Origin of the sequence: Aeromonas sp. RU39B (assembly GCF_900156095.1) — a bacterium.
Classification (GTDB): Bacteria; Pseudomonadota; Gammaproteobacteria; order Enterobacterales; family Aeromonadaceae; genus Aeromonas.
On record NZ_FTMJ01000002.1, the window covers coordinates 62,784 to 85,835 of the forward strand.

20 protein-coding genes are annotated in these 23,052 nt (G+C 57.8%); 16 read left to right on the top strand and 4 right to left on the bottom strand.

Annotation, left to right across the window (positions count from 1 at the left end; translation table 11 throughout):
- Nucleotides 1-142: 142 nt before the first annotated feature.
- A complete protein-coding gene (fadD, locus tag BW958_RS03125; protein ID WP_143232999.1) occupies nt 143-1,819 on the top strand; it encodes a long-chain-fatty-acid--CoA ligase FadD in 1,677 nt (558 codons plus the stop codon).
- An 84-nt stretch (nt 1,820-1,903) separates the two neighbouring features.
- Complete coding sequence (gene rnd, locus BW958_RS03130) at nt 1,904-3,019, top strand: ribonuclease D (protein WP_076574261.1); 1,116 nt, start codon at nt 1,904-1,906, stop codon at nt 3,017-3,019.
- A 30-nt stretch (nt 3,020-3,049) separates the two neighbouring features.
- Here the strand turns inward: rnd and BW958_RS03135 are convergent, their stop codons facing one another.
- Nucleotides 3,050-3,952 carry a LysR family transcriptional regulator gene (locus BW958_RS03135; RefSeq protein ID WP_076574263.1) on the bottom strand — a complete coding sequence of 301 codons (903 nt, stop codon included), beginning with the start codon at nt 3,950-3,952 and terminating at the stop codon, nt 3,050-3,052.
- A 125-nt stretch (nt 3,953-4,077) separates the two neighbouring features.
- Between BW958_RS03135 and BW958_RS03140 the strand changes: the two genes are divergently transcribed.
- Nucleotides 4,078-4,638, top strand: coding sequence for an NAD(P)H-dependent oxidoreductase (locus tag BW958_RS03140; protein ID WP_076574265.1), 561 nt, complete (start codon nt 4,078-4,080; stop codon nt 4,636-4,638).
- 70 nt (nt 4,639-4,708) lie between these two features.
- Here the strand turns inward: BW958_RS03140 and BW958_RS03145 are convergent, their stop codons facing one another.
- The 3 genes from BW958_RS03145 to dusC all read right to left on the bottom strand — a co-directional run bounded on the left by BW958_RS03145 (nt 4,709) and on the right by dusC (nt 7,189).
- Nucleotides 4,709-5,077 carry a TraR/DksA family transcriptional regulator gene (locus BW958_RS03145; protein ID WP_076574266.1) on the bottom strand — a complete coding sequence of 123 codons (369 nt, stop codon included), beginning with the start codon at nt 5,075-5,077 and terminating at the stop codon, nt 4,709-4,711.
- A 79-nt stretch (nt 5,078-5,156) separates the two neighbouring features.
- Nucleotides 5,157-6,125, bottom strand: a complete 969-nt coding sequence (locus tag BW958_RS03150) for a DMT family transporter (protein ID WP_076574267.1) — start codon at nt 6,123-6,125, stop codon at nt 5,157-5,159.
- A gap of 107 nt (nt 6,126-6,232) precedes the next feature.
- Nucleotides 6,233-7,189: a tRNA dihydrouridine(16) synthase DusC gene (dusC, locus tag BW958_RS03155; RefSeq protein ID WP_076574269.1), complete on the bottom strand. Its 957-nt coding sequence runs from the start codon at nt 7,187-7,189 to the stop codon at nt 6,233-6,235.
- 110 nt (nt 7,190-7,299) lie between these two features.
- Here dusC and BW958_RS03160 point away from each other — a divergent pair, with 110 nt between their 5' ends.
- The 13 genes from BW958_RS03160 (at nt 7,300) to BW958_RS03220 (ending at nt 22,970) form a co-directional block, all read left to right on the top strand.
- On the top strand, nt 7,300-7,674 hold the full coding sequence (locus BW958_RS03160) for a YbaN family protein (protein ID WP_076574271.1): 375 nt from the start codon (nt 7,300-7,302) through the stop codon (nt 7,672-7,674).
- Between the two features lie 105 nt (nt 7,675-7,779).
- Nucleotides 7,780-8,325 carry an adenine phosphoribosyltransferase gene (apt, locus tag BW958_RS03165; RefSeq protein WP_076574273.1) on the top strand — a complete coding sequence of 182 codons (546 nt, stop codon included), beginning with the start codon at nt 7,780-7,782 and terminating at the stop codon, nt 8,323-8,325.
- A gap of 192 nt (nt 8,326-8,517) precedes the next feature.
- A complete protein-coding gene (dnaX, locus tag BW958_RS03170) occupies nt 8,518-10,911 on the top strand; it encodes a DNA polymerase III subunit gamma/tau (RefSeq protein WP_076574274.1) in 2,394 nt (797 codons plus the stop codon).
- Between the two features lie 99 nt (nt 10,912-11,010).
- Complete coding sequence (locus BW958_RS03175) at nt 11,011-11,340, top strand: YbaB/EbfC family nucleoid-associated protein (RefSeq protein ID WP_076574276.1); 330 nt, start codon at nt 11,011-11,013, stop codon at nt 11,338-11,340.
- Nucleotides 11,341-12,151: 811 nt separating this feature from the next.
- Nucleotides 12,152-13,780 (top strand): methyl-accepting chemotaxis protein, encoded by a 1,629-nt coding sequence (locus BW958_RS03180; protein ID WP_076574277.1) that lies wholly within the window; start codon nt 12,152-12,154, stop codon nt 13,778-13,780.
- 219 nt (nt 13,781-13,999) lie between these two features.
- Nucleotides 14,000-14,482: a putative pterin-binding protein gene (locus BW958_RS03185; protein ID WP_076574279.1), complete on the top strand. Its 483-nt coding sequence runs from the start codon at nt 14,000-14,002 to the stop codon at nt 14,480-14,482.
- Nucleotide 14,483: 1 nt separating this feature from the next.
- Nucleotides 14,484-16,403, top strand: coding sequence for a putative bifunctional diguanylate cyclase/phosphodiesterase (locus tag BW958_RS03190; RefSeq protein WP_076574281.1), 1,920 nt, complete (start codon nt 14,484-14,486; stop codon nt 16,401-16,403).
- Nucleotides 16,404-16,481: 78 nt separating this feature from the next.
- On the top strand, nt 16,482-17,084 hold the full coding sequence (gene recR, locus BW958_RS03195) for a recombination mediator RecR (protein WP_076574283.1): 603 nt from the start codon (nt 16,482-16,484) through the stop codon (nt 17,082-17,084).
- 251 nt (nt 17,085-17,335) lie between these two features.
- Nucleotides 17,336-19,246 (top strand): molecular chaperone HtpG, encoded by a 1,911-nt coding sequence (gene htpG / locus BW958_RS03200; RefSeq protein WP_076574285.1) that lies wholly within the window; start codon nt 17,336-17,338, stop codon nt 19,244-19,246.
- A 181-nt stretch (nt 19,247-19,427) separates the two neighbouring features.
- Complete coding sequence (adk, locus tag BW958_RS03205) at nt 19,428-20,072, top strand: adenylate kinase (RefSeq protein WP_076574287.1); 645 nt, start codon at nt 19,428-19,430, stop codon at nt 20,070-20,072.
- A gap of 62 nt (nt 20,073-20,134) precedes the next feature.
- Nucleotides 20,135-21,109 (top strand): ferrochelatase, encoded by a 975-nt coding sequence (gene hemH / locus BW958_RS03210; protein ID WP_143233000.1) that lies wholly within the window; start codon nt 20,135-20,137, stop codon nt 21,107-21,109.
- Between the two features lie 20 nt (nt 21,110-21,129).
- A complete protein-coding gene (locus BW958_RS03215) occupies nt 21,130-21,513 on the top strand; it encodes an MAPEG family protein (protein ID WP_076574290.1) in 384 nt (127 codons plus the stop codon).
- A gap of 152 nt (nt 21,514-21,665) precedes the next feature.
- Entirely contained in the window at nt 21,666-22,970 is a 1,305-nt protein-coding gene (locus BW958_RS03220) for an inosine/guanosine kinase (protein ID WP_076574292.1), read from the top strand.
- The last annotated feature ends 82 nt before the right edge of the window (nt 22,971-23,052 follow it).

The window sequence follows — 23,052 nt, forward strand, 5'->3', positions numbered from 1 at the left end:
GCTGTTAATTCATGTTGCATTGTGTCAACATTCTTCTCCGTTAGAGTCTGAGCTCGAAACGAGCGATTTAATCATCGCTTCGTTGATTAATTTGGGAGGGGGCAAGGTGAGCGCACAAGTTCTTTATATGCAGGAGAATCTCGTGGAAAAAGTCTGGCTGAACCGCTATCCGGCAGGAGTCCCCGCCGAGATCGACCCAGACAAGTACGGCTCTCTGGTTGAGATGTTTGAAGCGTCGGTGGCGAAATTTGCCGACCTGCCGGCCTTCGTCAACATGGGTGAAACCATCACCTATCGTCGTCTCGAAGAGCAGTCCCGGGCCTTTGCCGCTTACCTGCAAAATGATCTCAAGCTGGAGAAGGGCGACCGCGTGGCGGTGATGATGCCCAACCTGCTGCAATACCCCATCGCCGTGTTCGGTATTTTGCGTGCGGGCCTCACCGTGGTGAACGTCAACCCGCTCTACACCCCGCGCGAGCTCGAGCATCAGCTCAAAGACTCCGGCTCTAAAGCCATCGTGATTGTCTCCAACTTTGCGCATACCCTCGAGAAGGTGGTCTACAACACGCCGGTCAAGCACGTGATCCTGACCCGTATGGGCGATAATCTGGGGCTGGCCAAGGGCACCTTGGTTAACTTCGTGGTCAAGTACGTTAAAAAGCTGGTCCCCAAGTATCATCTGCCGGGCGCCAGCTCCATGCGCCACGCGCTTTCGAGCGGCCGTTTTCTTCAGTATGTGAAACCGGAAATTCGCGGTAGTGACATCGCGTTTTTGCAATATACCGGCGGCACTACCGGCCTCTCCAAGGGGGCCATGCTCACCCACCGCAACATGATCGCCAACGTTGAGCAGTGCCTCGGCGTCTATGGCCCGCGCCTGACCCCGGGCAAAGAGCTGGTGGTCACGGCGCTGCCGCTCTATCACGTGTTTGCGCTGACGGTAAACTGCCTGTTGTTCCTGCAACTGGGTGGCTACAACCTGCTGATCAGCAACCCCCGCGACATCGCCGGCTTTGTCAAAGAGATCAAGCGCTACCCCTTTACCTGCATTACCGGGGTTAACACGCTCTTTAACGCCCTGATTAACAATGAAGAGTTCAACGCCATCAACTTTGAGCGCCTCAAGCTCACCATCGGTGGTGGCATGGCGGTGCAAAGAGCGGTAGCCGAAAAGTGGCAAAAGCTGGCCGGTGTCCCGCTGCTGGAAGGCTATGGTCTGACCGAGTGCGCGCCGCTGGTGAGCGTCTGCCCCTACGATCTTGAGTCTTACAACGGCTCCATCGGCTTGCCGGTCTGCTCTACCGATATTCGTCTGGTGGATGATGCGGGCAACGTGGTGACTGAGATTGGCCAACCGGGTGAGCTGCAGGTGCGCGGCCCGCAGGTGATGGTCGGTTACTGGCAGCGTCCCGAAGCCACCGCCGAGGTGATTCAGGATGGGTGGCTCTGTACCGGTGATATCGCCGTGTGCGACGAGCAGGGCTTTTTCAAAATTGTCGATCGCAAGAAAGACATGATTCTGGTCTCGGGCTTTAACGTCTATCCGAACGAAATCGAAGACGTCGTTGCCATGCATGGCAAGGTACTGGAAGTGGCGGCCATCGGCATGCCTAACCCTGTGTCCGGCGAGGTGGTGAAAATCTTTGTTGTACGCAAGGACAAGTCACTGACCGAAGATGAGGTGATTATTCATTGCCGCAAACATCTGACTGCCTATAAAGTACCGAAAGTGGTAGAATTTCGTGACGAATTACCCAAAACCAACGTTGGTAAAATCCTGCGTCGCGTACTGCGTGACGAGGAGCTTGCCAAGCAGTAAGTAGCAAGGCCCCCGCCTGCTCAAGCGCCGTGGTTTGTGCCACGGCGCTGTTGTTTTCGGGGGTTGTCACCACAAGGCGACAGCATGCAATACCAATTCATTTGTGATCAGGCGGCGCTGGAGCAGTTCCTCGCCGGACTTACCGATGCGCCTTTGGCGATCGACACCGAATTCGTGCGCACCCGCACCTACTATCCCCAGCTTGGGCTGTTTCAAATCTATGATGGCGCCAGTCTGGCACTGATTGATCCCCTGACGGTCAATCTGCGTCCGCTGTGGGATCGACTGGTTCGCCCCGGCACCATCAGCGTGTTGCATGCGTCGAGCGAAGATCTGGAGCTCATCCAGCATGAAGCCGGCCATCTGCCGGCCCAGATGCACGACACCCAGCTCGCGGCCGCGTTTCTTGGCTATGGTGTGTCGGTCGGATTTGGCGCGCTGGTCAATGACTTTCTCGGCGTCGAGCTTGTCAAAGATCAGGCGCGTACCGATTGGCTGGCCCGCCCGCTCAGCCCGCGCCAGCTCGACTATGCCGCCGCAGATGTGTTCTATCTGGCACCGCTTTACCAGAAGGTGATGGCGCGACTTGCACAGAGTGGCAAGCTGGCCTGGTTTGAAGAGGAGTGCCGCAATCACTGCGCGCGCAAACTGAGCATCAGTGATCCCTATCAGGCGTATCTCGACATCGGCAACGCCTGGCTGCTTGGCCGCCGTGAGCTTGCCATCCTGCGTGAGTTGGCTGCCTGGCGGCAAAAAGAGGCGGTGCGCCGCGATCTGGCCGTTAACTTTGTTATCAAGGAGCTGAGCCTGTTCAAGGTGGCCGAGAGCCGTCCGACCTCGTTGCGCGAGCTCGGCGATCTGGGTCTGCTGCCCATCGAGATCAAAATTCACGGCAAAACTCTGCTCGATATCGTGGCCCGTGCCCAGTCTGGCAATCCGGACAGCTGGCCGGATCGGGTGCGTCGCTTGGTCGATTTCCCTCAGTACAAGAGCGAGCTCAAGCGCATCAAGGCACTGGTGGAGGAGAAGGCCAAAGAGAGCGGGGTGCCGCCTGAGCTTATTGCCAGCAAGAAGATCATCCATCAATACTTCACCTGGAGCTGGCGCCTGCCCGAGGCGCAGCGCGCCACCGTGGAGCGGCCGAGCCTGCTGTGTGGCTGGCGCCACGAGCTGGTGGGGCATCTGCTGGAAAAACAGTGAAAACGGGGCGCAACAGCGCCCTGTTTTATCTCAGGGCTGCAGGCGATGGGCCAGCAGATAGTCAATCAGAGCGCGTACCCGGCCAGCCTGGGCACTCTGCTTTTGGTAATAGATATGTAACCCGGGATAGGTCACCCAGTAAGGTTCGAGCACCGGCAGTAGCGTCCCTGCCGCCAGATGGGGCGCGGCGACCGGTTCGATCATCTTGCCAATCCCCAACCCCTGTATTGCGGCATCGATCATCGCATCGGTATCGTTGACGATAAGCGCGGTGCTCATGTCGGGTGTGGGCATGTTGTCATCAAGAGCCAAACGCAGCGGCGACAGCCGGTTGGCGGTGACAAAGCGGTAGCGGATCAGCCGGTGCGCGCTGAGCGCCGAAGGGGTGGTCGGCGTGCCGTGTTCGGCCAGATAATCCGGCGAAGCAAACAGCGCCTCACGCAGCGGACCACTCAAGGGTCGAGCCACCATCCCTTCATCGACGCGATCGCCCAAGCGAATGCCCAGATCGATCCCTTCGCGCAATATATCCACCGTGGCATCAGAGAGGTGCAACTCGAGCTCGATATCCGGGTATTGCCGACAAAACCCGGCGTAGAGCGGCTGCACAAAGCGTTGAAATACGAAGCGTGGCAGGGTGAGGCGCACCTTACCGGTTGGGGCGCGGCCATGCTGACCGACCTGATCCATGGCACTGTCGAGCGCCGACATGACGTGCGCGGTCTGGCTGTGCAACTGGCTGCCCGCTTCGGTCAGCTCCATGCTGCGGGTAGTGCGGCGAAACAGGGGCAGCCCCACCGTCTGCTCCAGCTGTTTGAGGGCCAGGCTCACGGTGGGTGCCGACATCTCGAGGCGTCTCGCGGCAGCCCGAATCGAGCCCTCCTGCACGATACAGTGGAAGATCATCAGGCAGTGGAAGGTGGAGCCTCTCATCAAATATCCTGCAGCTGTTAGTTAATGGCTAACAATCATTTTGATTAATTGCGTCTAAAAATAAACAGTTTTCCTCTTTATAGTGGTGCCTGTCCATTTAATTGGGTTCCATAGGAGAACGCATCATGAGCAAGGTGCTGGTTATTTCCGGTCATCCCGATTTGTCCCACTCTTACACCAACCGGGTGATCCTCGCAGAGCTGGAGCAGGCCATCGATACCATCACGGTGCGGCGTCTTGATGAACGTTATCCTGATTTTCGCATCGACGTTGCTGCCGAGCAGCAAGCCTTGCTCGATGCCGACGTGGTGGTACTGCAATTTCCCTTCTACTGGTACTCGGTGCCGGCGCTGCTGAAAAAGTGGATCGACGAGGTGCTGACGTTCAATTTTGCCTATGGCCCGGAAGGGGACAAGCTCAAGGGTAAGCCGCTGCTGCTCTCCCTGACCATCGGCGGTCCGAAAGAGGCGTATACCCCGCTGGGTTATAACCACTTCCCAATTGCTGAGCTGCTCAAACCGCTGGAGCAACTCGCCTATCTGACCGGTATGGTGTATCAGCCACCAGTGTGGAGTCACGGCATGGTCTACATCCCGGGAGTGTATAACACGCAGGAGTTGGTCGAGCGTCGTGCTCGTGAGCATACTGGCCGACTGGTTGCGGCACTGCAGGGGCTGACCTCGTAAGCGGGGGGCGAAGGGTAGTAGAAATGAAACAGGCCGACGTGATGTCGGCCTGCTGGTATCCCTTTATACATTAAAGCTCGCGGGTATGGTTACCCTTGCGATAGCGCGTCTCACAGCGCGGACAGCGCTGGGTGGCAGGATCGTTTTCCAACGCGGCCAGCTCCAGCGGCTCTTCACAGTCGGAGCACAGGCCATAGAGCCCAAGCTCCATCTGGCATAGTGCTGCGTCAACGTGGATCAGCTGGGCCAGTTGCGGCTCGAACTGGGCCGGTAATACCCGGCGAGCCAGTTGCACCAGTTGTTCGACATCGGATTCGGCGGGAGTGCGGCCGGACTCAATCAACTGGGCCGCCGCCAGGCGCGCTACCAGATCGGCGCGCAGCCGATGCCAGTTCTCTTCCAGACGTTGACGAAAGTGGGCCAGCCGGGCCTCGCTCAATTCACACACAGTGCCCCCAACAGGCTGAAAACAGTGGAGTTAGTATAGAGACCCACCATCGGGGTCAAGATGACATGTGTCAAGTTAACTGTGCATTGCCCCCTTTTTCCTGCCGCGCCGGTTTGGGGGCGGCACTGACCACGGCCAGCACACCCACCACCAGACAGACCACTCCGAGTAGCACTCCGGTGCCGGGCAGGGTTTGGCGCAGCACAAAGGCATAGAGCAGGGCGGCCAGCGTTTCAAACACCAGCAAGGGGCCGACCAGTACGGTAGGTAAACGCTGGCTGGCGGCGTTCCAGCACAGGGTTCCCACCCAGGAACAAAACAGCCCCACCGTGGCCATCAGGCCGATAAACCGCCACGGCGTTGGACCAAAGGGGAGGGAAAAATCGGGGGTGGTCAGGCTCAGTTGCAGGCAACCGAGCAGATAGGCAATCAGCGCCACCGGAAGTGTCACCAGCCCTTGCGCCGTGGCCCAGACGGCAGCACTGCGATGGGGGTGGGCTCTGAGCCAGCGGGCGTTACGCAGGGGATACCAAGTCCAGCACACCACAGCCGCAGAGGCGAGGGAGAGGCCGAGCAGTTGCTGGCCAAGGCTTACCGGCTGCCAGGCCAGTTCGGCCCGGTTCACCAGATAAAGTCCTGCGGCAATGATCAGCAGTGCCGGATAGAGGCGCCGGGCAGGCAGTCGTCCGTCACGGTTGCCATAGAGCAGGTTGGCGCTTAGCGCCGTCACCACCGGCAGGGTGCCGATGATCATGGTCGCCAGCGGCGCGCCGATATGACCAATGGCGCTTGCCAGCAGGAAATAGTAGAGCAGGTTGCCCACCAGCGTCAGGGCCAGCGCCTCTTGCCAGTCACTTCTCGACAGTTGAGCCAGACGGCGGCGAGCGCGCCACGCCAGCGGCAGCACCACCAGGCCAAAGGCCACATAACGGCCACAAGAGAGCAGGGTTGCCGGGTAATCCGGTAATAACAGCGGAGTGACAAACACCAAGCCCCACATCAAACCCGCCAGCAGGGCAAACATAACACCAGCAAACATCGCGCATCCTTTCATGACAGCGTGGCGCCATCACAGAAACGCGGCGACAACCTGGCTATTACAGCAGAAATGCGGCAGCGCCGCGACGGCCAAACCGACGGGATTGATCAGGCCAAGGTGCTCTGCAGGCGGACCATTTCAAGCTCCAATGCAGCACGGATCTCGTCGGCCACCTTGATAGTGCGCACCCGGCGAAACAGGTCGTCAGCTTGCGGATATTCACGCACCAGGTAGGAAAACCACTGCTTGATGCGGCTCGGGGTGTAGTCAGCTTTATCACCCGCAGCATCTTCGCGGCTATACGTCACCATCAGTGCCAGCACCTCGGGCCAGCGCAGATGGGCGCAGTGTTGCTTCATTACATTGGCAAGATTGGGCAGCGACAAGGCGCCGCGCCCGACCATCAGCCGCTCGCAACCACTGGCTTGTTGGCAGCGCGTGGCATCGTGGTGATTCCAGATCTCGCCGTTGGCGGTCACCGGGATGGGCAGGGCGCGGCGAATGGCATCGATATATTCCCAGTGCGCCGGAGGGCGGTAGGCTTCGACCTTGGTTCTGGCATGCACGGCGAGCTCATCGGCGCCGCCTTGATAGACTGCGTCGGCGTTTTCCATATAGAGGCTTTTATCCTCAAAGCCAAGGCGGATCTTGGCGCTGACCGTGATGTGGGCCGGCACCGCCTCACGTACCGCCTTGACGATGGCATGCACCGTCTCGGGGGTTTTTAAGAGCACCGCGCCGCCCTGGCTCTTGTTCACCGTGGGGGCGGGGCAGCCGAAGTTAAGATCCACGCCCGGTGAACCGAGCTCAATGGCGCGCAGGGCATTTTCGGCCATCCACTCGGGGTGCTGACCGAGCAGCTGAACCCGGACCGGCGTACCGGCGCGGGTTTTGCCCCCTTGCTTTAATTCCGGGCAGAGACGGTAGAACACCTTGGCCGGCAGCAGCTGATCAACCACCCGCACAAACTCGCTGATGCACAGGTCATAGTCGTTGATGGCGGTGAGGGTTTCGCGCATCAGGTGATCGAGCACCCCCTGCATGGGGGCCAGGGTAACGTGCATGGCGGCTGCAGTTCTCTTGGGATAAAAAGGAGGCGAGATTGTAGTTGTCCGCGCCGCTGCTGTCAGCCCGGATCTCTGCTAGGATGCAGGAATATCCTGTCGGAGGGGCCATGAACCATCTGTTGACCCTGCTGGGCGTGCTCAGTTTGCTCCTTGGCATCATCGGCATTGTGGTGCCGTTGTTACCTACCACCCCGTTTGTGTTGCTGGCGGCCGCGTTGTTTGCCCGCTCGTCGCCGCGTTTTCATCACTGGCTGCTCAATCAGCGCCATTTCGGCCCCATGATCGATGACTGGCAGCGTTATCGCGGGATGCGTCGCTCGGCCAAACGGCGTGCCAATGTGATGATCCTGCTCTCGTTTGGTCTCTCGTTGCTGGTGGTATCGATAGATTGGGTTCGTTTGCTACTGATTATCATGATGGTGATCTTGCTCACTTGGATCAATCGTTTGCCTGTGGTCGAGCCAGTTGCATTGAAGGAGTGAAGTGCCTAAGCTATGGCGGCAAAATGCAATGGAGTTGGCCTGTCATTTTTGCAATGACGGGCCTTTTTGTTTGTCGCGCTAGCGATACGAAGAAATGGTCAAAGCATGAACCAGGATACCCTGCAGTTTCTCGAAGACAGCATCAAAACCATTCCCGACTACCCGAAGCCGGGCATCATGTTCCGTGATATCACCAGCCTGGTAGAGAATGCGGATGCGTTTCGCACCACCATCGATCTGCTGGTCGAGCACTATCGTGATCATGGCGTTACCAAGGTCGTCGGTACTGAAGCGCGTGGCTTCATCTTTGGTGCGCCGGTCGCCTGTGCGCTGGGCGTTGGCTTTGTTCCGGTGCGCAAGCCCGGCAAACTGCCGCGCGAAGTGATCGAGGAGTCTTACGAACTCGAATATGGCCAGGACACCCTGCAGATGCACGTAGATGCCATCTCTGCCGGTGACAATGTGCTGGTGATTGACGATCTGCTGGCCACCGGCGGTACCGTCGAAGCCGCAGTCAAACTGATCCGCCGCGCTGGTGGCACCGTGACCGATGCTGCCTTTGTGATCTCCTTGCCGGCGCTCGGTGGCGAAGCCCGCCTGACCGCAGCCGGTGTCAAGGTGCTCAGTCTGGTCGAATTCGACGGCGAGTAATCTGACGACAGCCAGCACGCACTGTGCAGGTGTTGCAAAACGAGAGGGAAAACCGGCCGGTTTTCCCTCTTGTGTTTGTGGCGTTTGAAAAGCGGTCAGTCGCGCGCACCGGCACGCGCGCAAGGTATTGCCACCGCATCCTTTGTGTTAGCATCCCGGTTTAGATCCGTTTCTTCTCCCCTCTGGAGTGCGATGAGCTATCAGGTATTGGCCCGCAAGTGGCGCCCCCGTACATTCGATCAGGTGGTTGGTCAGCAGCACGTGCTGACGGCGCTGACTCATGCCCTGGATCAGGGGCGGTTGCACCATGCTTACCTGCTCAGTGGCACCCGTGGGGTCGGTAAGACCACGATCGCCCGTATTCTGGCCAAGAGCCTCAACTGCGAGCGCGGGGTGAGCAGTCACCCCTGCGGAGAGTGTGATACCTGCCGCGAAGTGGAGCAGGGTAACTTCGTCGATCTGCTTGAGATTGACGCGGCCTCGCGCACCAAGGTGGAAGATACCCGCGAGCTGCTCGACAACGTGCAGTATCGCCCGGCACGTGGCCGCTTCAAGGTGTACCTCATCGACGAAGTGCACATGCTCTCGCGCCACAGTTTCAACGCGCTGCTCAAAACGCTGGAAGAGCCGCCGCCCTATGTCAAATTCCTGCTGGCGACCACCGATCCGCAGAAATTGCCGATCACCATTCTCTCTCGCTGCCTGCAGTTTCATTTAAAGAGTCTGGATCAAACCCAGATCGCCACGCAGCTGGAGTGGGTGCTTGATCAGGAGGGGCAACCCTTTGAGCCGCGCGCCCTGCTGGCGCTGGCCAAGGCAGCCGACGGCAGTATGCGCGATGCGCTCAGTCTGACCGATCAGGCATTGGCTCACGGCAATGGCAGTGTCCATCTCGAGAGCGTGCTCGCCATGCTCGGTACGCTCGACCATCGCCATCTCTATCAGCTGGTGGAGGCGGTGCTGCGCCAGGATGGTCCGGCAGCGATGGCCAAGGTGGCCGAGATTGCGACGCTCGGTCCCGATTTTGATCAGCTGCATGCCGAGCTCGAATCATTGCTGCACCGGGTGGCCATGGCCCAGCTGCTGCCTGCCAGTGTGCAGGAGGAGGGCGCCGAGGCCGAGCTGTTGCTGCAGCTGGCGCGCACTATGGCCGCCGAAGAGGTGCAGCTTTGCTATCAGATTGCCCTCAATGGCCGCAAAGAGCTGCCTTGGGCGCCGGATGGCCGCAGTGGCCTTGAGATGACGGTGCTGCGTATGTTGGCCTTCTCGCCCCGGCGGGTGGCACTGCCGAGCGCGAGCTTTGCCACTATGGCGCAAGCCGTTGCGCCGCTGGGCGTTGCTGCTCTCTCTGCGCCGGTGGTCGCACCTGCGCCGGGAAAGCCTGAAACGGCGCCAGCCGAGCCAGAGGACCCGGAGCACGACGAGCAGGCGCTCTTTGCCGAGCAGACCGAGTTAATGGCTCAGGCCGAGCAGATGGGGTATCAGGCCGAAGATACGCCTGCTTCGTCTGCTGCACCGAGAAATGAGATCGCACCCGTTGTGATCGAGAGTGCCGCCGAGCCGCCCATGCCTGAAGCACCGGCGCCGCATACCTCCGGTGCGCTGTCGCTGCTTGGCAAGCGCAATATGCTGCGCAGCCGTCTGCGGGGTGATGCCCCGGCTGCGGCGCCAGCCGTTACCGCCGCCAAGCCTTATACGCCGCCAGCTCGGGTGAGCGAGGCGGTGCCTGCGCCGTCAGTGGTGACGCCAGCGCCAGTCGCCGCGTCCCCCGCGTCTGTGCAGCAAGAGGCGAGTGCCCTCGTGCGGCCAGCAAGACGGATGGATCCTGCGTTCGCCGAGCCTGATGAAGAGGAAAGTGACGGCGATAGCTGGAACGATTATGAAGCGGCCATGGCGCAGATCTCGTGGCAGCCACAGGCGCAGACACCGGTCACGCCACCGGTGGTTTCAACCTCCTCCGATTTGCCGCCCTGGTCGTTGGATGATGCGTCTTTGCCAGTGCCGCAGACTGAAGCAATTCAACCGTCCGTGTCGGCCTTAGACGCTGATATGCCGGCACCGATTGCGCCTATGGCTCAGGATGTGCCCGTTGTCGAAGAGCCTGCAGCGAGAGCCCCCATCGATTGGGATGAGTTGGAGTCTGCCGAAGAGAGTGTGTCAGGCTTTGGTGAGCGGTTACTGCCTTCCAGCCTCTTGGCCCACTGCGGTGATAGCTGGTCTGAACTTATCTCCCACACTCAGGTTGCGGGTCGCCTGCGTCAGCTGGCGATTAACTCGGTGATGCGCCGTGAGCCGGGCCTTCTGCATTTGACCCTCAAGCCCGAGCAGCGTCATCTGGTCAGCGAGCGGGCCTGTCAGGCGCTGGCTGAGCATCTGGCCCCGGCGCTGGGTGAAACCGTGCGCGTTGAGGTCGAGCTGGGCGTCATCGACGGGCAGGAGACGCCGCTTGAGGTCGAGCATCGTCTCTATCATCAGGTTTTAGAGCAGGCGAATCGTGATATGCAACATGATCCCCACGTACAGTTTATGCGCCAGCGTTTTGGTGCCGAGCTGCATGTTGACTCCATTGAGCCTCTGGTGGAGTGACCGGCCCCGTCCGGATTTGAAAAACTGCTTGCTCATCCCCATATGTGAAGCAAGCCCCGCGGCCAGGCGCCGTATCCGTTAAGAGATGAGAGACAAGATATGTTTGGTAAAGGTGGAATCGGTAACCTGATGAAACAGGCTCAGCAGATGCAAGATCGCATGCAAAAGATGCAAGAGCAGCTGGCCGAGATGGAAGTGACCGGTGAAGCCGGTGCCGGTATGGTCAAAATCACCATGATGGGTAACCACAACGTGCGCCGCGTCGAGATTGACCAAGGTCTGATGGAAGACGACAAAGAGATGTTGGAAGACCTCATCGCCGCCGCGTTCAACGACGCCGTGCGCCGTGTTGAAGAGCAAAACAAGAGCAAGATGGCTGAGCTGACCGGCGGTATGCAGCTGCCCCCCGGCTTCAAGATGCCGTTCTAATGCCGCTTTCTTGGCGAACGTTTGCGCTGTAGCAAATGTTGCCCATGTGAATATCAACGCAGCCAGCGAGCCTGATGCCCGCTGGCTGCGTTTTTTTTATCGCTGCTCACTGCTTATTATTTTCCACTGTGACTGCAATGAGTGATTTGGCTCACACTTGTGAGAAATAGGGTGGTATGCCCAGCACAGGTATTTGAGCGACAGTTATGCACTGATATCGCTTGGCTAGTAATCTTCGCTTGTAAAATATAGTGCGTGAAAAAATGAAGCACCTGGATATTATTTAATTCATCGCCAGTTGTTAATTTCATGACGAATGCAATTAAGTTCAAACCTATCGTGCTTTGTCATGTAAAGCTATCGAGCTTCACTTGTCGATAGATACAGTGAATGCGCTATGGCTGCAAGCAGGTGCCATGCACTCTGGCGGGATGCTGGCCGTGGCGCCAGGCCTTAAAGGTAGCAGGTTAGAGAAGCGTATTTTCCATATGATTCAAGCATGGCCACGTTAAAACACGATGCTTCCATTGAGCTAATTGATATTCAAACTCATTTCATCTTTAGGTTTAAGCCTGAATGCGTTGCATCATATACACAGTGCCGCGAACATTTATTGTGTTCTGTGGATTGACAGTGAGATAAGAGGAATTGAATATAGAGAATAATATGAGTGATGATTCATTATAAAAATTAAAAGCAGGCAGGTTTTATTTAATTTCAACAGATAAATAAATCGAACGTCCACTCATATTATGCAAGTCAATCACGCTTGCATTTTCTTAACATAATAGTCGCTTAAGGATAAGGGATAATGGGAAATTGGAACAGTTTGCGAGTCAAGGTCAGTGCCGGGTTGATCTTGCTGACAGTGTTGATTTTGCTCAGCAGTGTCTTGAATTATCGGGCGTTGGAGACCCTTAGCCACAACTCCGAGCAGATAGCCGGTAACGTGCTCCCTGCCGTGGAAGGGGTTATCAATGCCGACCGGGATCTCTATCAGGCCTTGTTGGCCGAACATGAGGCGATTCTGGCTACCGATAGCACGCAGGTGGGCGCTAAAAAGGCCGACTTTGATGAAAACGTGCAGCAGGCCCATGAGCGGATGAACGGATTTTTGGCGGCGCTGGCGGCTTATCCGGAGATCACTTCCCGTCTGAGCAACTTTGAGCAGCAGTTTAGTGTTTGGCACAACGCTTCTGCCGAGGTATTCACCCAGCTGGCCAAAGGCGACAAAGCGCAGGCCATCACGCTCTTGAACGGTGCCGATACACTGTTTAACCAGTTACGCCAGCAGTACAACCTTGCTGGCGAGCTGGGCGATCAGCTCGGGGCGCGCCTGCACCAACATTCAACGGCCACCAGTGACAGCCGTCAACAGATGACACTCATCATCGCTGTGATCTCTGTGCTGATCGGGGTGGTACTGAGTTATACCAATCCCAAAGCGATCGTGAATTCGGTCAATCAGGTGCGCAGTAAAATCGATGATATCTCCATGGGGGGCGGTGATCTGGTTAACCGCCTTCCGATTGTCTCCCGTGATGAATTGGGCCAGCTGTCGATGAGCGTGAACCGCTTGCTCGATCAGTTGCAGGGGCTCATCAAGGATGTGATTACCGATGTGAACACGCTCGAGGGAAGTACCCTCAATATGGGTAAGATTGTTCACCATGCTGAAGCGGTCAGTGAGCAGCAACAGCAGCATTTGAGCTCGGTGGTGGCTGCCATTACCGAGATCAGCCATGCGGTGGCCGATATCTCGCAACATGCGCAAACCACCTCAGCGCAGAGCCATGAGGCGCAGCAAGCGGCCAATCATGGCATGTCGCTGCTGGAGACAAACAGCACATTGAGCCATCAGCTCTCAGGCAGTATTCAACACGCCAGCCAGATCGTGACCCAGCTGGAGGCCGAATCGGAGCGGATCGCGACGGTGCTGGATGTGATCCGAAGCATTGCCGAGCAGACCAATTTACTGGCGCTTAACGCAGCCATCGAAGCGGCACGCGCCGGTGAGCAGGGGCGCGGTTTTGCGGTGGTGGCCGATGAGGTCCGTACCCTGGCGGGGCGCACCCAGAATTCGACAGCCGATATTCAGGCGATGATCACCTCGCTCAAGCAACAGGTGAGCGGCGCCGTGGTGGCCATGGACAAGGGTCATGAGCAGGTGCAGAGCTCGGTGGCGATGGCCGAGCAGATGCGCAGCGCCTTCTCCTCCATTCAAGGGCTGGTTGCGCAAGTGCAAGACATGAACTTCCAGATTGCCTCGGCCACCGAGCAGCAGAGCACGGTGATGAACGATATCAACAAGAGTGTTACCGAGCTGGACGAGTTGGCCGGTGAGGGGCGCCAAGTATCCCAATCGGTTAGTCACAGTGGTAAAGAGCTGGATAGGCTTGCTCGTCATCTGGCCGAGCGGGTGGGGCAGTTCAAGGTGTAATCCCTGTTAATCAATCCTTAGGTGTAATCAACGCTCCTGAACGCAAGCGCGGCCGGGAGCGTTTTATTTAGTTTCCATATGGTGCTTTTCTTCGAACACTAGACGAGAGTGGTATAGGCACATGGCCTGCACTCTACTACTCTTCTAGACAGCGTGTGCCCATATAAAGGCATGACATCTCAAGAAGTTAGCAAGTCCGACACCATCATGGAGGAAGATATGGGACGCATCTTGCGCAATTTGTCCGGTCTGTTATTCGCGCTGATCAGCCTGAGTGCATTGGCACAAGAGCCGCTGTTGACCATCAAGGTGGCTGGCTGTTGTGATGGTAAGGACTCGATCGCGCTGACCCGCGCCGATTTTGATGCTTTGCCTCAGCACGAATTAACCACCCGAACGCCCTGGACCGAAGGTGAGCACGTCTATCGCGGTGTCTTGCTGCGCGATCTGGTCAAACACTTCAACATTCGTGGTGATGAGGTCAAAGCTGTGGCGCTTAATGATTATTGGGCTGCACTGCCGCTGGCTGATGGTGAGCAGTTTGATGTGCTGCTGGCATCCCGGCAGGATGGCAAGGAGCTGACACTGCGTAACAAGGGACCACTCTGGGTGATTTACCCTCTCTCGCAACATCCTGAACTGGACAAAGAGATTTACCACAGCCGCATGGTGTGGCAACTCTCTGCTATTGCTGGAAAGTAAGATGCTGCGCGGTAAATTCCTTTCCATGATCTTGCTGATGACCGCCTTTCTTGGCGTCGCAGTCTGGTCAGTCTGGAATTATGATCGCGCCTTCAAGGCTGTGACCCGCTATACCCAGCTTTCGGCATGGTCACTGGCCCAGCTCGAGCTGGAGATTCAAAGCTTTCAGCATGCACTCGATCTCTATCGCGCCGGGGCCACCAGCGCGCAGGAGATGAATCGCCGCTTTGACATCGCCTGGAACCGGCTTGATGTGTTTATCCACGGCGCTGAGGCAAAACCGGTGCGCGATCGCTCTGGCGCAGGCGTCGTGGCAGAGCGCATTTTGCAGCTTTTCCAGCAGCATGAGCGTGACGTGATGACGGGAAAGGCCAGTGATAAAGGGCTGCAGGCATTTTCTGTGCAGTTGCATCAGGCGCTGGCCGATGTGCGCGATGTGATGGTGAGAAACTTCACCGGCCCCATGGCTATTGAGCAGCGCACATTACTGGCTAAAACCCGGGTGCAGAACTTTCTTATCCTGGCCGTTTTGCTGCTGGCCTGCGCCTTGATGCTGCTGCAGCTGTTTCGCGAAGTGAAGCGTCAGCATTATCTGGCCTGGAATGATGCGTTGACCGGATTGCCCAATCGAGCGGCCCTGTTGCAGCATCTGGCGTCTCTGGCGGCCAAACGGCGGGCAGGACAGGGGGAGATCACCCTCTGCTTACTGGATCTGGGTCATTTTCGTGAGGTCAACGACAGTCTGGGGTACGAGCGTGGCGATGCCCTACTCAAAGGGGTGGCCGACGAGCTGACGCGCCATCGGCAGCCCGGCATGTTTATCGCCCGCATCGGCAGTGACGAGTTTGCGCTGGTGATAGCTGGCAAGATCCCTGCCTATTTGCGTTTCCCGTTTTTGGAGACGGTGCTTTGCCGGGTGCAGCGTTTTGTGTTCGATGCCGATCCGGCGCATCGGGTTCGTGCGTTTATGGGGATTTGTCATCAGGCCGGCGCGACGGGCACGCCTAAAGAGCGGTTGCTGTTTGCCGATATTGCCCTCGAGAGTGCCAAGAGACAGCGGGCTCACCGCTATGTGGTGTTCTCTTCCAAAATGCACGAACACTATCAGCGCAATCGTCAACTCTCTGCCGAGCTCAATGAACTTATCCACTCTGCGCCGGGTGATCAGCTGTTTTTGTGTTATCAGCCGATTATCCATGAGCGTGGGGGGAATGTGCTGGGGGCCGAGACCCTGCTGCGCTGGCGCCACCCCACGTTTGGCTTTATCAATCCGTTCGATGTGATAAGCCTTGCAGAAGAGAACGGTATGGGCGAGCGGCTGGGCCAGTGGATTTTCGCCCGCCTGCAACACGATCTCTCGCGCTTTCCTGCATCGACGCTGGCTCGACTCGAGCTGTCGGTTAACTTGTCGGGATCGATGTTCCATACCCGGCTGGCAGAGCATACCGTGCAACTGATGGCGGGTGGCCCACTCAGACTGGATCAGTTGGTTCTGGAGTTAACGGAGACCATCGCGCTGGATGACTTACCCTTAAGCAAACAGATCTTTGCCAGCCTGCGGCGTCATGGCATTCGGGTCGCTCTTGATGATTTCGGGACTGGCTGGTCGTCGTTTTCCTATCTGCGCGAGCTCTATTTTGACAAACTCAAAATAGATCGCTCGTTTATTACCGCCATCGACAGTGACGAGCGTCAGTCCCTGTTTGTCAGCGCCATTACCACGCTCTCGCACCAGCTTGGGGTGCAGGTGGTCGCAGAAGGGGTGGAGACTCAGGCCGAGCTACAAGTAGTACGTCGGATTGGCGTAGATAAAGTGCAAGGGTATGTCTACTCCAAGCCGCTGGCCATCGATGATTTTCTAACCTATTGCCAGCATTGGCAGAAGATCAATCCCGTTACCATGGTGCGCCTCTCCGGGTGACATCTCTGCGCACATTCAGTTTGCCCGCCAGTTTGTGTATAGTCCTGCCAAAGTCCTGCCTTCGAAAATGAGATCCCCATGAAATTCAGTCCCCTGCTTGATGAGATGATCAAGGCGCTGCAAGTGTTGCCGGGTGTGGGGCCCAAATCTGCCCAGCGCATGGCCTTTCAGCTGCTTGAGCGCGAGCGCGGCCGTGGTATCAAACTGGCGCAAACCTTAACCCGGGCACTGACCCAGATTGGTCACTGCAGTCACTGCCGTACCTTTACCGAAAACGAGCAGTGCGAGCTGTGCGCCAATCCCAAACGGGCCGAAAATGGCCTGCTGTGCGTCGTGGAAAGTCCCGCCGATGTGGCGGCTATCGAGCAGACTGGCCACTACAGCGGCCGCTATTTTGTGTTGATGGGTCACCTCTCACCGCTCGATGGCATTGGCCCGGAAGATCTGGGGCTCGATATTCTTGAGCGGCGACTGGCCGATGAGTCGATTTCCGAGCTGATTTTGGCCACCAATCCGACCATCGAAGGGGATGCTACCGCCTATTACATCGCTGAGCTGGCGCGCTCCGCCGGTGTGAACGTGAGCCGGATCGCCCACGGCGTTCCGGTGGGCGGTGAGTTGGAGCTGGTTGATGGCACTACGCTGTCTCATTCTCTGATGGGGCGACAGCCCCTTAACTAAGTCGTGCGACAGGCCCTTAACGAAGCCGGTGCGTCAGCTCTTAACTAAGCGGGAGCGTCAGCTCCTTAACTCAACTTGTGCTGGCGCGCCGCAGCCTGTGATTGTCGTGCGCCAGCGCTCGCAGATTTAGCAATAACCCGCCGTATTTGATGAAAAAGGCAGCAAACGCACTCGTTGCCTCTTGAAAGCTGGTTGGGCGTCCCCATCTTTCCTGACGAAACCGTTCAACCAGAATCGTCAAGGAATTGCCGATGACCCAAGCCGTTCATGCCGAAACCCACGGGTTTCAGACCGAAGTGAAGCAGCTGCTGAGCCTGATGGCCCACAGCTTGTACTCCAACAAAGAAGTGTTCCTGCGCGAACTCATTTCCAACGCCTCCGATGCTGCCGACAAGCTGCGCTTCAAGGCGCTCGAAGAGTCTTCCTTGTATGAGAATGACGGTCAGTTGCGCGTTCGCCTGATCGTCGACAAGGAAAAGCGTACCCTGACCATCTCCGACAACGGGATCGGGATGAGCCGTGATCAGGTGATTGAGCACCTCGGAACTATCGCCCGCTCGGGTACCGCCGAATTTTTCAAGAACCTCTCCGGTGACAAGAGCCAGGACTCCCAGCTGATCGGTCAGTTCGGGGTGGGCTTTTACTCCGCCTTTATCGTGGCCGACAAGGTCACCGTGCTGTCGCGTGCGGCCGGTGAGCCGGCTGATCGCGGCGTGCAGTGGGAATCGGAAGGGGAAGGCTCTTTCACCGTCGCCGATATCACCAAAGAGAGCCGTGGTACTGACGTTATCCTGCACCTGCGCGCCGAAGAGGAAGAGTTCCTCGACGACTGGCGTTTGCGCTCGGTGGTGGGCAAGTACTCCGATCACATCTCCATTCCGGTTGAGATGTACAAAGAGGCGACGCCCGATCGCGAAGAGGATGGCGAAACCATCGTGGGCTCGCCGGCCGAGTGGGAGAAGGTGAACCGCGCCACGGCGCTGTGGACCCGCAATCCCAAAGAGATCACCGACGAAGAGTATCAGGAGTTCTACAAGCACATCGCGCACGATTTTGAGGATGCGCTGCTGTGGGGCCACAACCGGGTAGAAGGGGCGCAGGAGTACACCAGCCTGCTCTACGTCCCGGCCCGTGCGCCGTGGGATCTCTATAACCGCGAGCAAAAACATGGCCTCAAGCTCTATGTTCAGCGCGTCTTTATCATGGACGACGCCGAGCAGTTTATGCCGGCCTATCTGCGCTTTGTGAAAGGGGTGCTCGATTCCAACGATCTGCCGCTCAACGTCAGCCGTGAAATCCTGCAAGACAACAAGACCACTGCGGCCCTGCGCAAAGCGTGCACCAAGCGTGTACTGACCATGCTCTCCAAGCTGGCCAAGGAAGACGCCGAGAAGTACGCCAAGTTCTGGAACGAGTTCGGTAACGTGCTCAAAGAGGGTCCGGCCGAGGATTATGCCAACAAGGAAGAGATTGCCAAGCTGCTGCGCTTTGCCAGCACCGCAGGCGAAGGCGAAGCCGCGACTGTCTCCCTTGAAGATTATGTTGGCCGCATGAAAGAAGGTCAGCAGAAGATTTACTACATCACCGCTGACTCCTATGCCGCCGCCAAGAACAGCCCGCACCTGGAGATCTTCCGCAAGAAGGGCATCGAAGTGCTGCTGATGTGGGAGCGTGTCGATGAGTGGCTGATGAGTCACTTGAGCGAGTTCGATGGTAAGCAACTGATCTCGGTCACCCGTGGTGAGCTGGATCTGGGCGAGTTGGAAGACGATGCCGACAAACAGGCGCAAGAGGCCTCTGAAAAGGCCAACGCCAGCCTGGTTGAGCGCGTCAAGGCAAGCCTTGGTGATGTGGTCAAAGAGGTGCGTGTGACTCACCGTCTGACCGACTCTCCGTCGTGCATCGTGACCGATGCCTACGGCATGAGCACCCAGATGATCAAGCTGATGCGTGCTGCCGGCCAGCCGGTGCCGGAGCAAAAATACATCCTTGAGCTCAACCCGGAGCATCCGCTGGTCAAGAAACTCGACGGCATTGCCGACGAGTCGCTGTTTGGTGAGTGGGTCACCCTGCTGCACGAGCAGGCGCAGCTGGCTGAGCAGGGCGGTCTGACCGATCCGGCCAGCTTTGTGGCGCGGGTAAACCGTCTGCTGCTTGGCTAATAAAGAACATTTCAGTGCAGCCCACCGCTTGCGGTGGGCTTTTTATTCGGCCAAACGCCCAATAACTAACTCAAAAGTGGTGGTAAAATGGCCGGTTGCCGCCCTGCGGCTTGTGGAAGCAGGGGAAAGCGTGTAGTTTTTTCCCGCAAACGATTTGAATAACCCATTTATAGGAGCGTGTATGCGCATTGTTCTGCTCGGAGCACCGGGGGCCGGCAAGGGTACCCAAGCTCAGTTCATCATGGAAAAACACGGTATTCCGCAAATCTCGACCGGCGACATGCTGCGCGCCGCGATCAAGGCGGGCACCGAGCTGGGCCTCAAGGCCAAGGCGGTGATGGACGCAGGCCAGCTGGTCTCCGACGACATCATTATCGGTCTGGTCAAGGAGCGTATCGCCCAGTCCGACTGCGCCAATGGCTTCCTGCTTGACGGTTTCCCGCGCACCATTCCCCAGGCGCAAGCCATGAAGGATGCGGGCGTCAGTGTTGATTTCGTGCTCGAGTTCGACGTGCCGGACGAAGAGATCGTCAAGCGCATGAGCGGCCGTCGTGTGCACCCGGGCTCGGGTCGTACCTACCACGTGGTGTTCAACCCGCCCAAGGTAGAAGGCAAAGATGACGTGACTGGCGACGATCTGGTGATCCGCGCCGATGACGAAGAGACCACTGTGCGCAAGCGTCTCGACGTTTACCACACCCAGACCGCTCCGCTGGTCGGGTTCTACAAGAAAGAGGCCGAAGCCGGCCACACTCAGTACCACAAAATCGACGGTACCCAGAGCGTGGATGCGGTTAGTCAGCAACTGGCTACCCTGCTCGGTTAATTTCTGGTAAAAAAAGGGGCCTCAGGGCCCTTTTTTTCATACCAAAAAATAACGAGAGCAACGTGACGACAAAAACCGGTATTCTGCTTGTCAATCTGGGTACGCCTGCCGCCCCTACCACCGCTGCCGTCAAGGCGTTTTTGCGCCAGTTCCTGCATGATCACAGAGTGGTTGATCTTCCGCGCTCCCTCTGGTGCCCACTGCTTCACTTCATCATTCTGCCAACCCGCTCACCGAAAGTAGCCAAGCTCTATCAATCTATCTGGACGGCCGATGGCTCACCGCTGATGGCCATCAGTGTGCGTCAGCGCACGGCGTTGGAGTTAGAGCTCAAGCGGGAAGGCGTGGATGTGCCGGTTGCGCTGGCCATGACGTATGGCTCGCCCTCGATGGAAAGTGGCTGGCAGCAGCTCAAATCCCAGGGAGTGAATCGGGTCATCATCTTGCCGCTCTATCCGCAATATTCGGTGAGCACCACCGCCAGCGTGTTCGATGCCTGGGCCAGGGTGATGAAGAGCGAGCGAAACTTGCCGGTGATGCGCCTTATTCGTGACTACCATGCTCACCCGGAATACATCCAGGCGCTGGCCCAGAGCGTGCGCCGCTATTGGGAGCAACAGGGGCAGGGGGATCATCTGCTGATGTCGTTTCACGGCATCCCGGAGCGCTACGAGCGCGAGGGGGATCCCTATGGTCAGCAGTGTCGCCACACCGCCGCCCTGCTGGCTGCTGAGCTTGGCCTTGAGACCGGGCGCTGGAGCATCACCTTCCAGTCGCGCTTTGGCAAAGAGGAGTGGCTAAAGCCCTACACCGACGAGACAGTGGCGGCCCTCCCAGGCAAGGGGGTGAAGCGGCTGGATGTGGTGTGTCCGGCGTTTGCGGCCGATTGCCTCGAAACGCTGGAGGAGATCGATGGACAAAACCGCGAGCTCTTTATGGAGCATGGTGGTGAGGCGTTTCACTATATCCCCTCGCTCAATGACAGTGCCGCCCACATTCGCATGATGGTGTCGCTGATTTGCCGTGAGCTGGCCTGAATACTTCAAGGAGCAAGAGAATGACCATTACCCTGCTTTATGGTGGCCTGCTGGGCTTGCTGTTTTTAATATTGACGGTGCTGGTGATTGCAAGGCGCTTCAAATACCGGGTATCGATTGGGGAGGGGAATTGCCCCGAACTGCAGACCGCTATCCGGGCGCACGGCAATTTTGCCGAATATGTTCCGCTGTGCCTGGTGCTGCTCGGTGGCTGCGAGTTAGCCGGCGTCGCCCCGCTCTGGCTGCATATCAGCGGCGCCCTGCTGGTGGTTGGGCGGATATTACACGCCATCGGTATTCAGATTCCCAAGGCGCCCAATCCCTACCGCATGTTTGGCATCTTGAGTACATTTGCCGTGCTGTTGATGCTCTCGCTGTTGGCGCTGTCGCACGCCTTGGCATAGCAAACAGCGTCGTTGAAATCCGGCCGACAAAGATAAAACGTTTGCTTGTCGGCCAGTGACCAAAGAGGGCGCGTGAGCGGCTTTTCGAGTGCCGACGATGTGTTAGAATCGCGGCCCTCTTTTCCTTCCTCTTGAGCCAAAGAGCCACAGTCATGAAATTTCCCGGCCAGCGTAAGTCCAAACACTATTTTCCGGTAGACCGTCGTGATCCTCTTATCTCCCAGAACGTCGAACTGGCAGAGCGCGGTAAAGCCTATGTCATCGGAATAGATCAGACGCTGGTGGATATTGAAGCCCATGTTGACCGTGATTTTCTGGCCCGTTATGGCCTGAGCTGTGGTCACTCGGTGCTGATTTCTGACGAAGTGGCCGAGCAGATTTACGACGAGCTCAAGAGCAATAACATGGTGGTGAGCGAGTTTGCCGGCGGCACCATCGGCAACACCATGCACAACTACTCGGTGCTGGCTGATTCCCACTCCATCCTGCTTGGGGTCATGAGCCAGGACATCCGCATCGGCAGCTATGCCTATCGTTATCTGTGCAACACCTCTTCGCGCGTCAACCTTGATTACTTGCAGCCGGTTGATGGCCCGGTGGGCCGCTGCTTTACCTTTATCGTGGAAGGGGGAGAGCGCAGCTTTGGTATCAATGCCGGCAAAATGGATCACCTCGACGTGGCCCATATCCCGGAAAAGCTGATCCGCGAGGCCTCGGCACTGGTTATCTCTGCCTATCTGGTGCGCGGCGCCGAAGGAACCCCGATGAAAGACGCCGCCATGGCCGCGGTGCGTTATGCCCGAGAAGCCGGCGTTCCGGTGGTGCTGACCTTGGGCACCCGTTTCGTCATTGAATCTAATCCCCAGTGGTGGCGCGACTTTATCAGCGAGAACGTCACCGTGCTCGCCATGAATGAAGAAGAGGGCGAGGCGCTGACCGGGTTCTCCGATCCCCTGGCGGCTGCGGACAAGGCGCTGGACTGGGCTGATCTGGTGCTCTGCACCGCGGGGCCGGTCGGGCTCTATATGGCTGGCTATACCGATGATGACGTCAAGCGTGAAACCACGCTGCCGCTGCTGCCGGGGGTCGTGCCCGAGTTCAACATGTATGAATTTAGCCGTCCCATGCTGCGTAGCAGTTGCCGCAAACCGATGCGGATCTACTCCCACATCGCCCCTTACATGGGCGGCCCCGAGAAGATCAAAAACACCAACGGTGCCGGTGATGGCGCCCTGTCGGCGGTGTTGCATGACATGGTGGCCAATGCCTATCACCGCAATGCCGTGCCCAACTCGGCCAAGCATGTCACCGATTTTCTCACCTATTCGTCGCTCTCCCAGGTGTGCAAATACGCCAACCGTGTCAGTTATGAAGTGCTGGCCCAGAGCAGCCCACGCCTGTCACGGGGCTTGCCCGAAAAGGAAGACAGCCTCGAAGAGGTGTACTGGGAGCGTTGAAAATAAGGGACCGTTTGGTCCCTTTTTGTTTGATCTGACAAGCAGTTACAGAGGTGCGAATTGGACAGGGGGCGATCTGTGC

Excerpts from the sequence above, each read along its gene's own strand:
- rnd (WP_076574261.1), top strand. The coding sequence starts at position 1,904 with ATGCAATACCAATTCATTTGTGATCAGGCGGCGCTGGAGCAGTTCCTC.
- BW958_RS03135 (WP_076574263.1), bottom strand. The coding sequence starts at position 3,952 with ATGAGAGGCTCCACCTTCCACTGCCTGATGATCTTCCACTGTATCGTG.
- BW958_RS03140 (WP_076574265.1), top strand. The coding sequence starts at position 4,078 with ATGAGCAAGGTGCTGGTTATTTCCGGTCATCCCGATTTGTCCCACTCT.
- BW958_RS03150 (WP_076574267.1), bottom strand. The coding sequence starts at position 6,125 with ATGTTTGCTGGTGTTATGTTTGCCCTGCTGGCGGGTTTGATGTGGGGC.
- dusC (WP_076574269.1), bottom strand. The coding sequence starts at position 7,189 with ATGCACGTTACCCTGGCCCCCATGCAGGGGGTGCTCGATCACCTGATG.
- BW958_RS03160 (WP_076574271.1), top strand. The coding sequence starts at position 7,300 with ATGAACCATCTGTTGACCCTGCTGGGCGTGCTCAGTTTGCTCCTTGGC.
- apt (WP_076574273.1), top strand. The coding sequence starts at position 7,780 with ATGAACCAGGATACCCTGCAGTTTCTCGAAGACAGCATCAAAACCATT.
- dnaX (WP_076574274.1), top strand. The coding sequence starts at position 8,518 with ATGAGCTATCAGGTATTGGCCCGCAAGTGGCGCCCCCGTACATTCGAT.
- BW958_RS03175 (WP_076574276.1), top strand. The coding sequence starts at position 11,011 with ATGTTTGGTAAAGGTGGAATCGGTAACCTGATGAAACAGGCTCAGCAG.
- BW958_RS03180 (WP_076574277.1), top strand. The coding sequence starts at position 12,152 with ATGGGAAATTGGAACAGTTTGCGAGTCAAGGTCAGTGCCGGGTTGATC.
- BW958_RS03185 (WP_076574279.1), top strand. The coding sequence starts at position 14,000 with ATGGGACGCATCTTGCGCAATTTGTCCGGTCTGTTATTCGCGCTGATC.
- BW958_RS03190 (WP_076574281.1), top strand. The coding sequence starts at position 14,484 with ATGCTGCGCGGTAAATTCCTTTCCATGATCTTGCTGATGACCGCCTTT.
- recR (WP_076574283.1), top strand. The coding sequence starts at position 16,482 with ATGAAATTCAGTCCCCTGCTTGATGAGATGATCAAGGCGCTGCAAGTG.
- htpG (WP_076574285.1), top strand. The coding sequence starts at position 17,336 with ATGACCCAAGCCGTTCATGCCGAAACCCACGGGTTTCAGACCGAAGTG.
- adk (WP_076574287.1), top strand. The coding sequence starts at position 19,428 with ATGCGCATTGTTCTGCTCGGAGCACCGGGGGCCGGCAAGGGTACCCAA.
- BW958_RS03215 (WP_076574290.1), top strand. The coding sequence starts at position 21,130 with ATGACCATTACCCTGCTTTATGGTGGCCTGCTGGGCTTGCTGTTTTTA.
- BW958_RS03220 (WP_076574292.1), top strand. The coding sequence starts at position 21,666 with ATGAAATTTCCCGGCCAGCGTAAGTCCAAACACTATTTTCCGGTAGAC.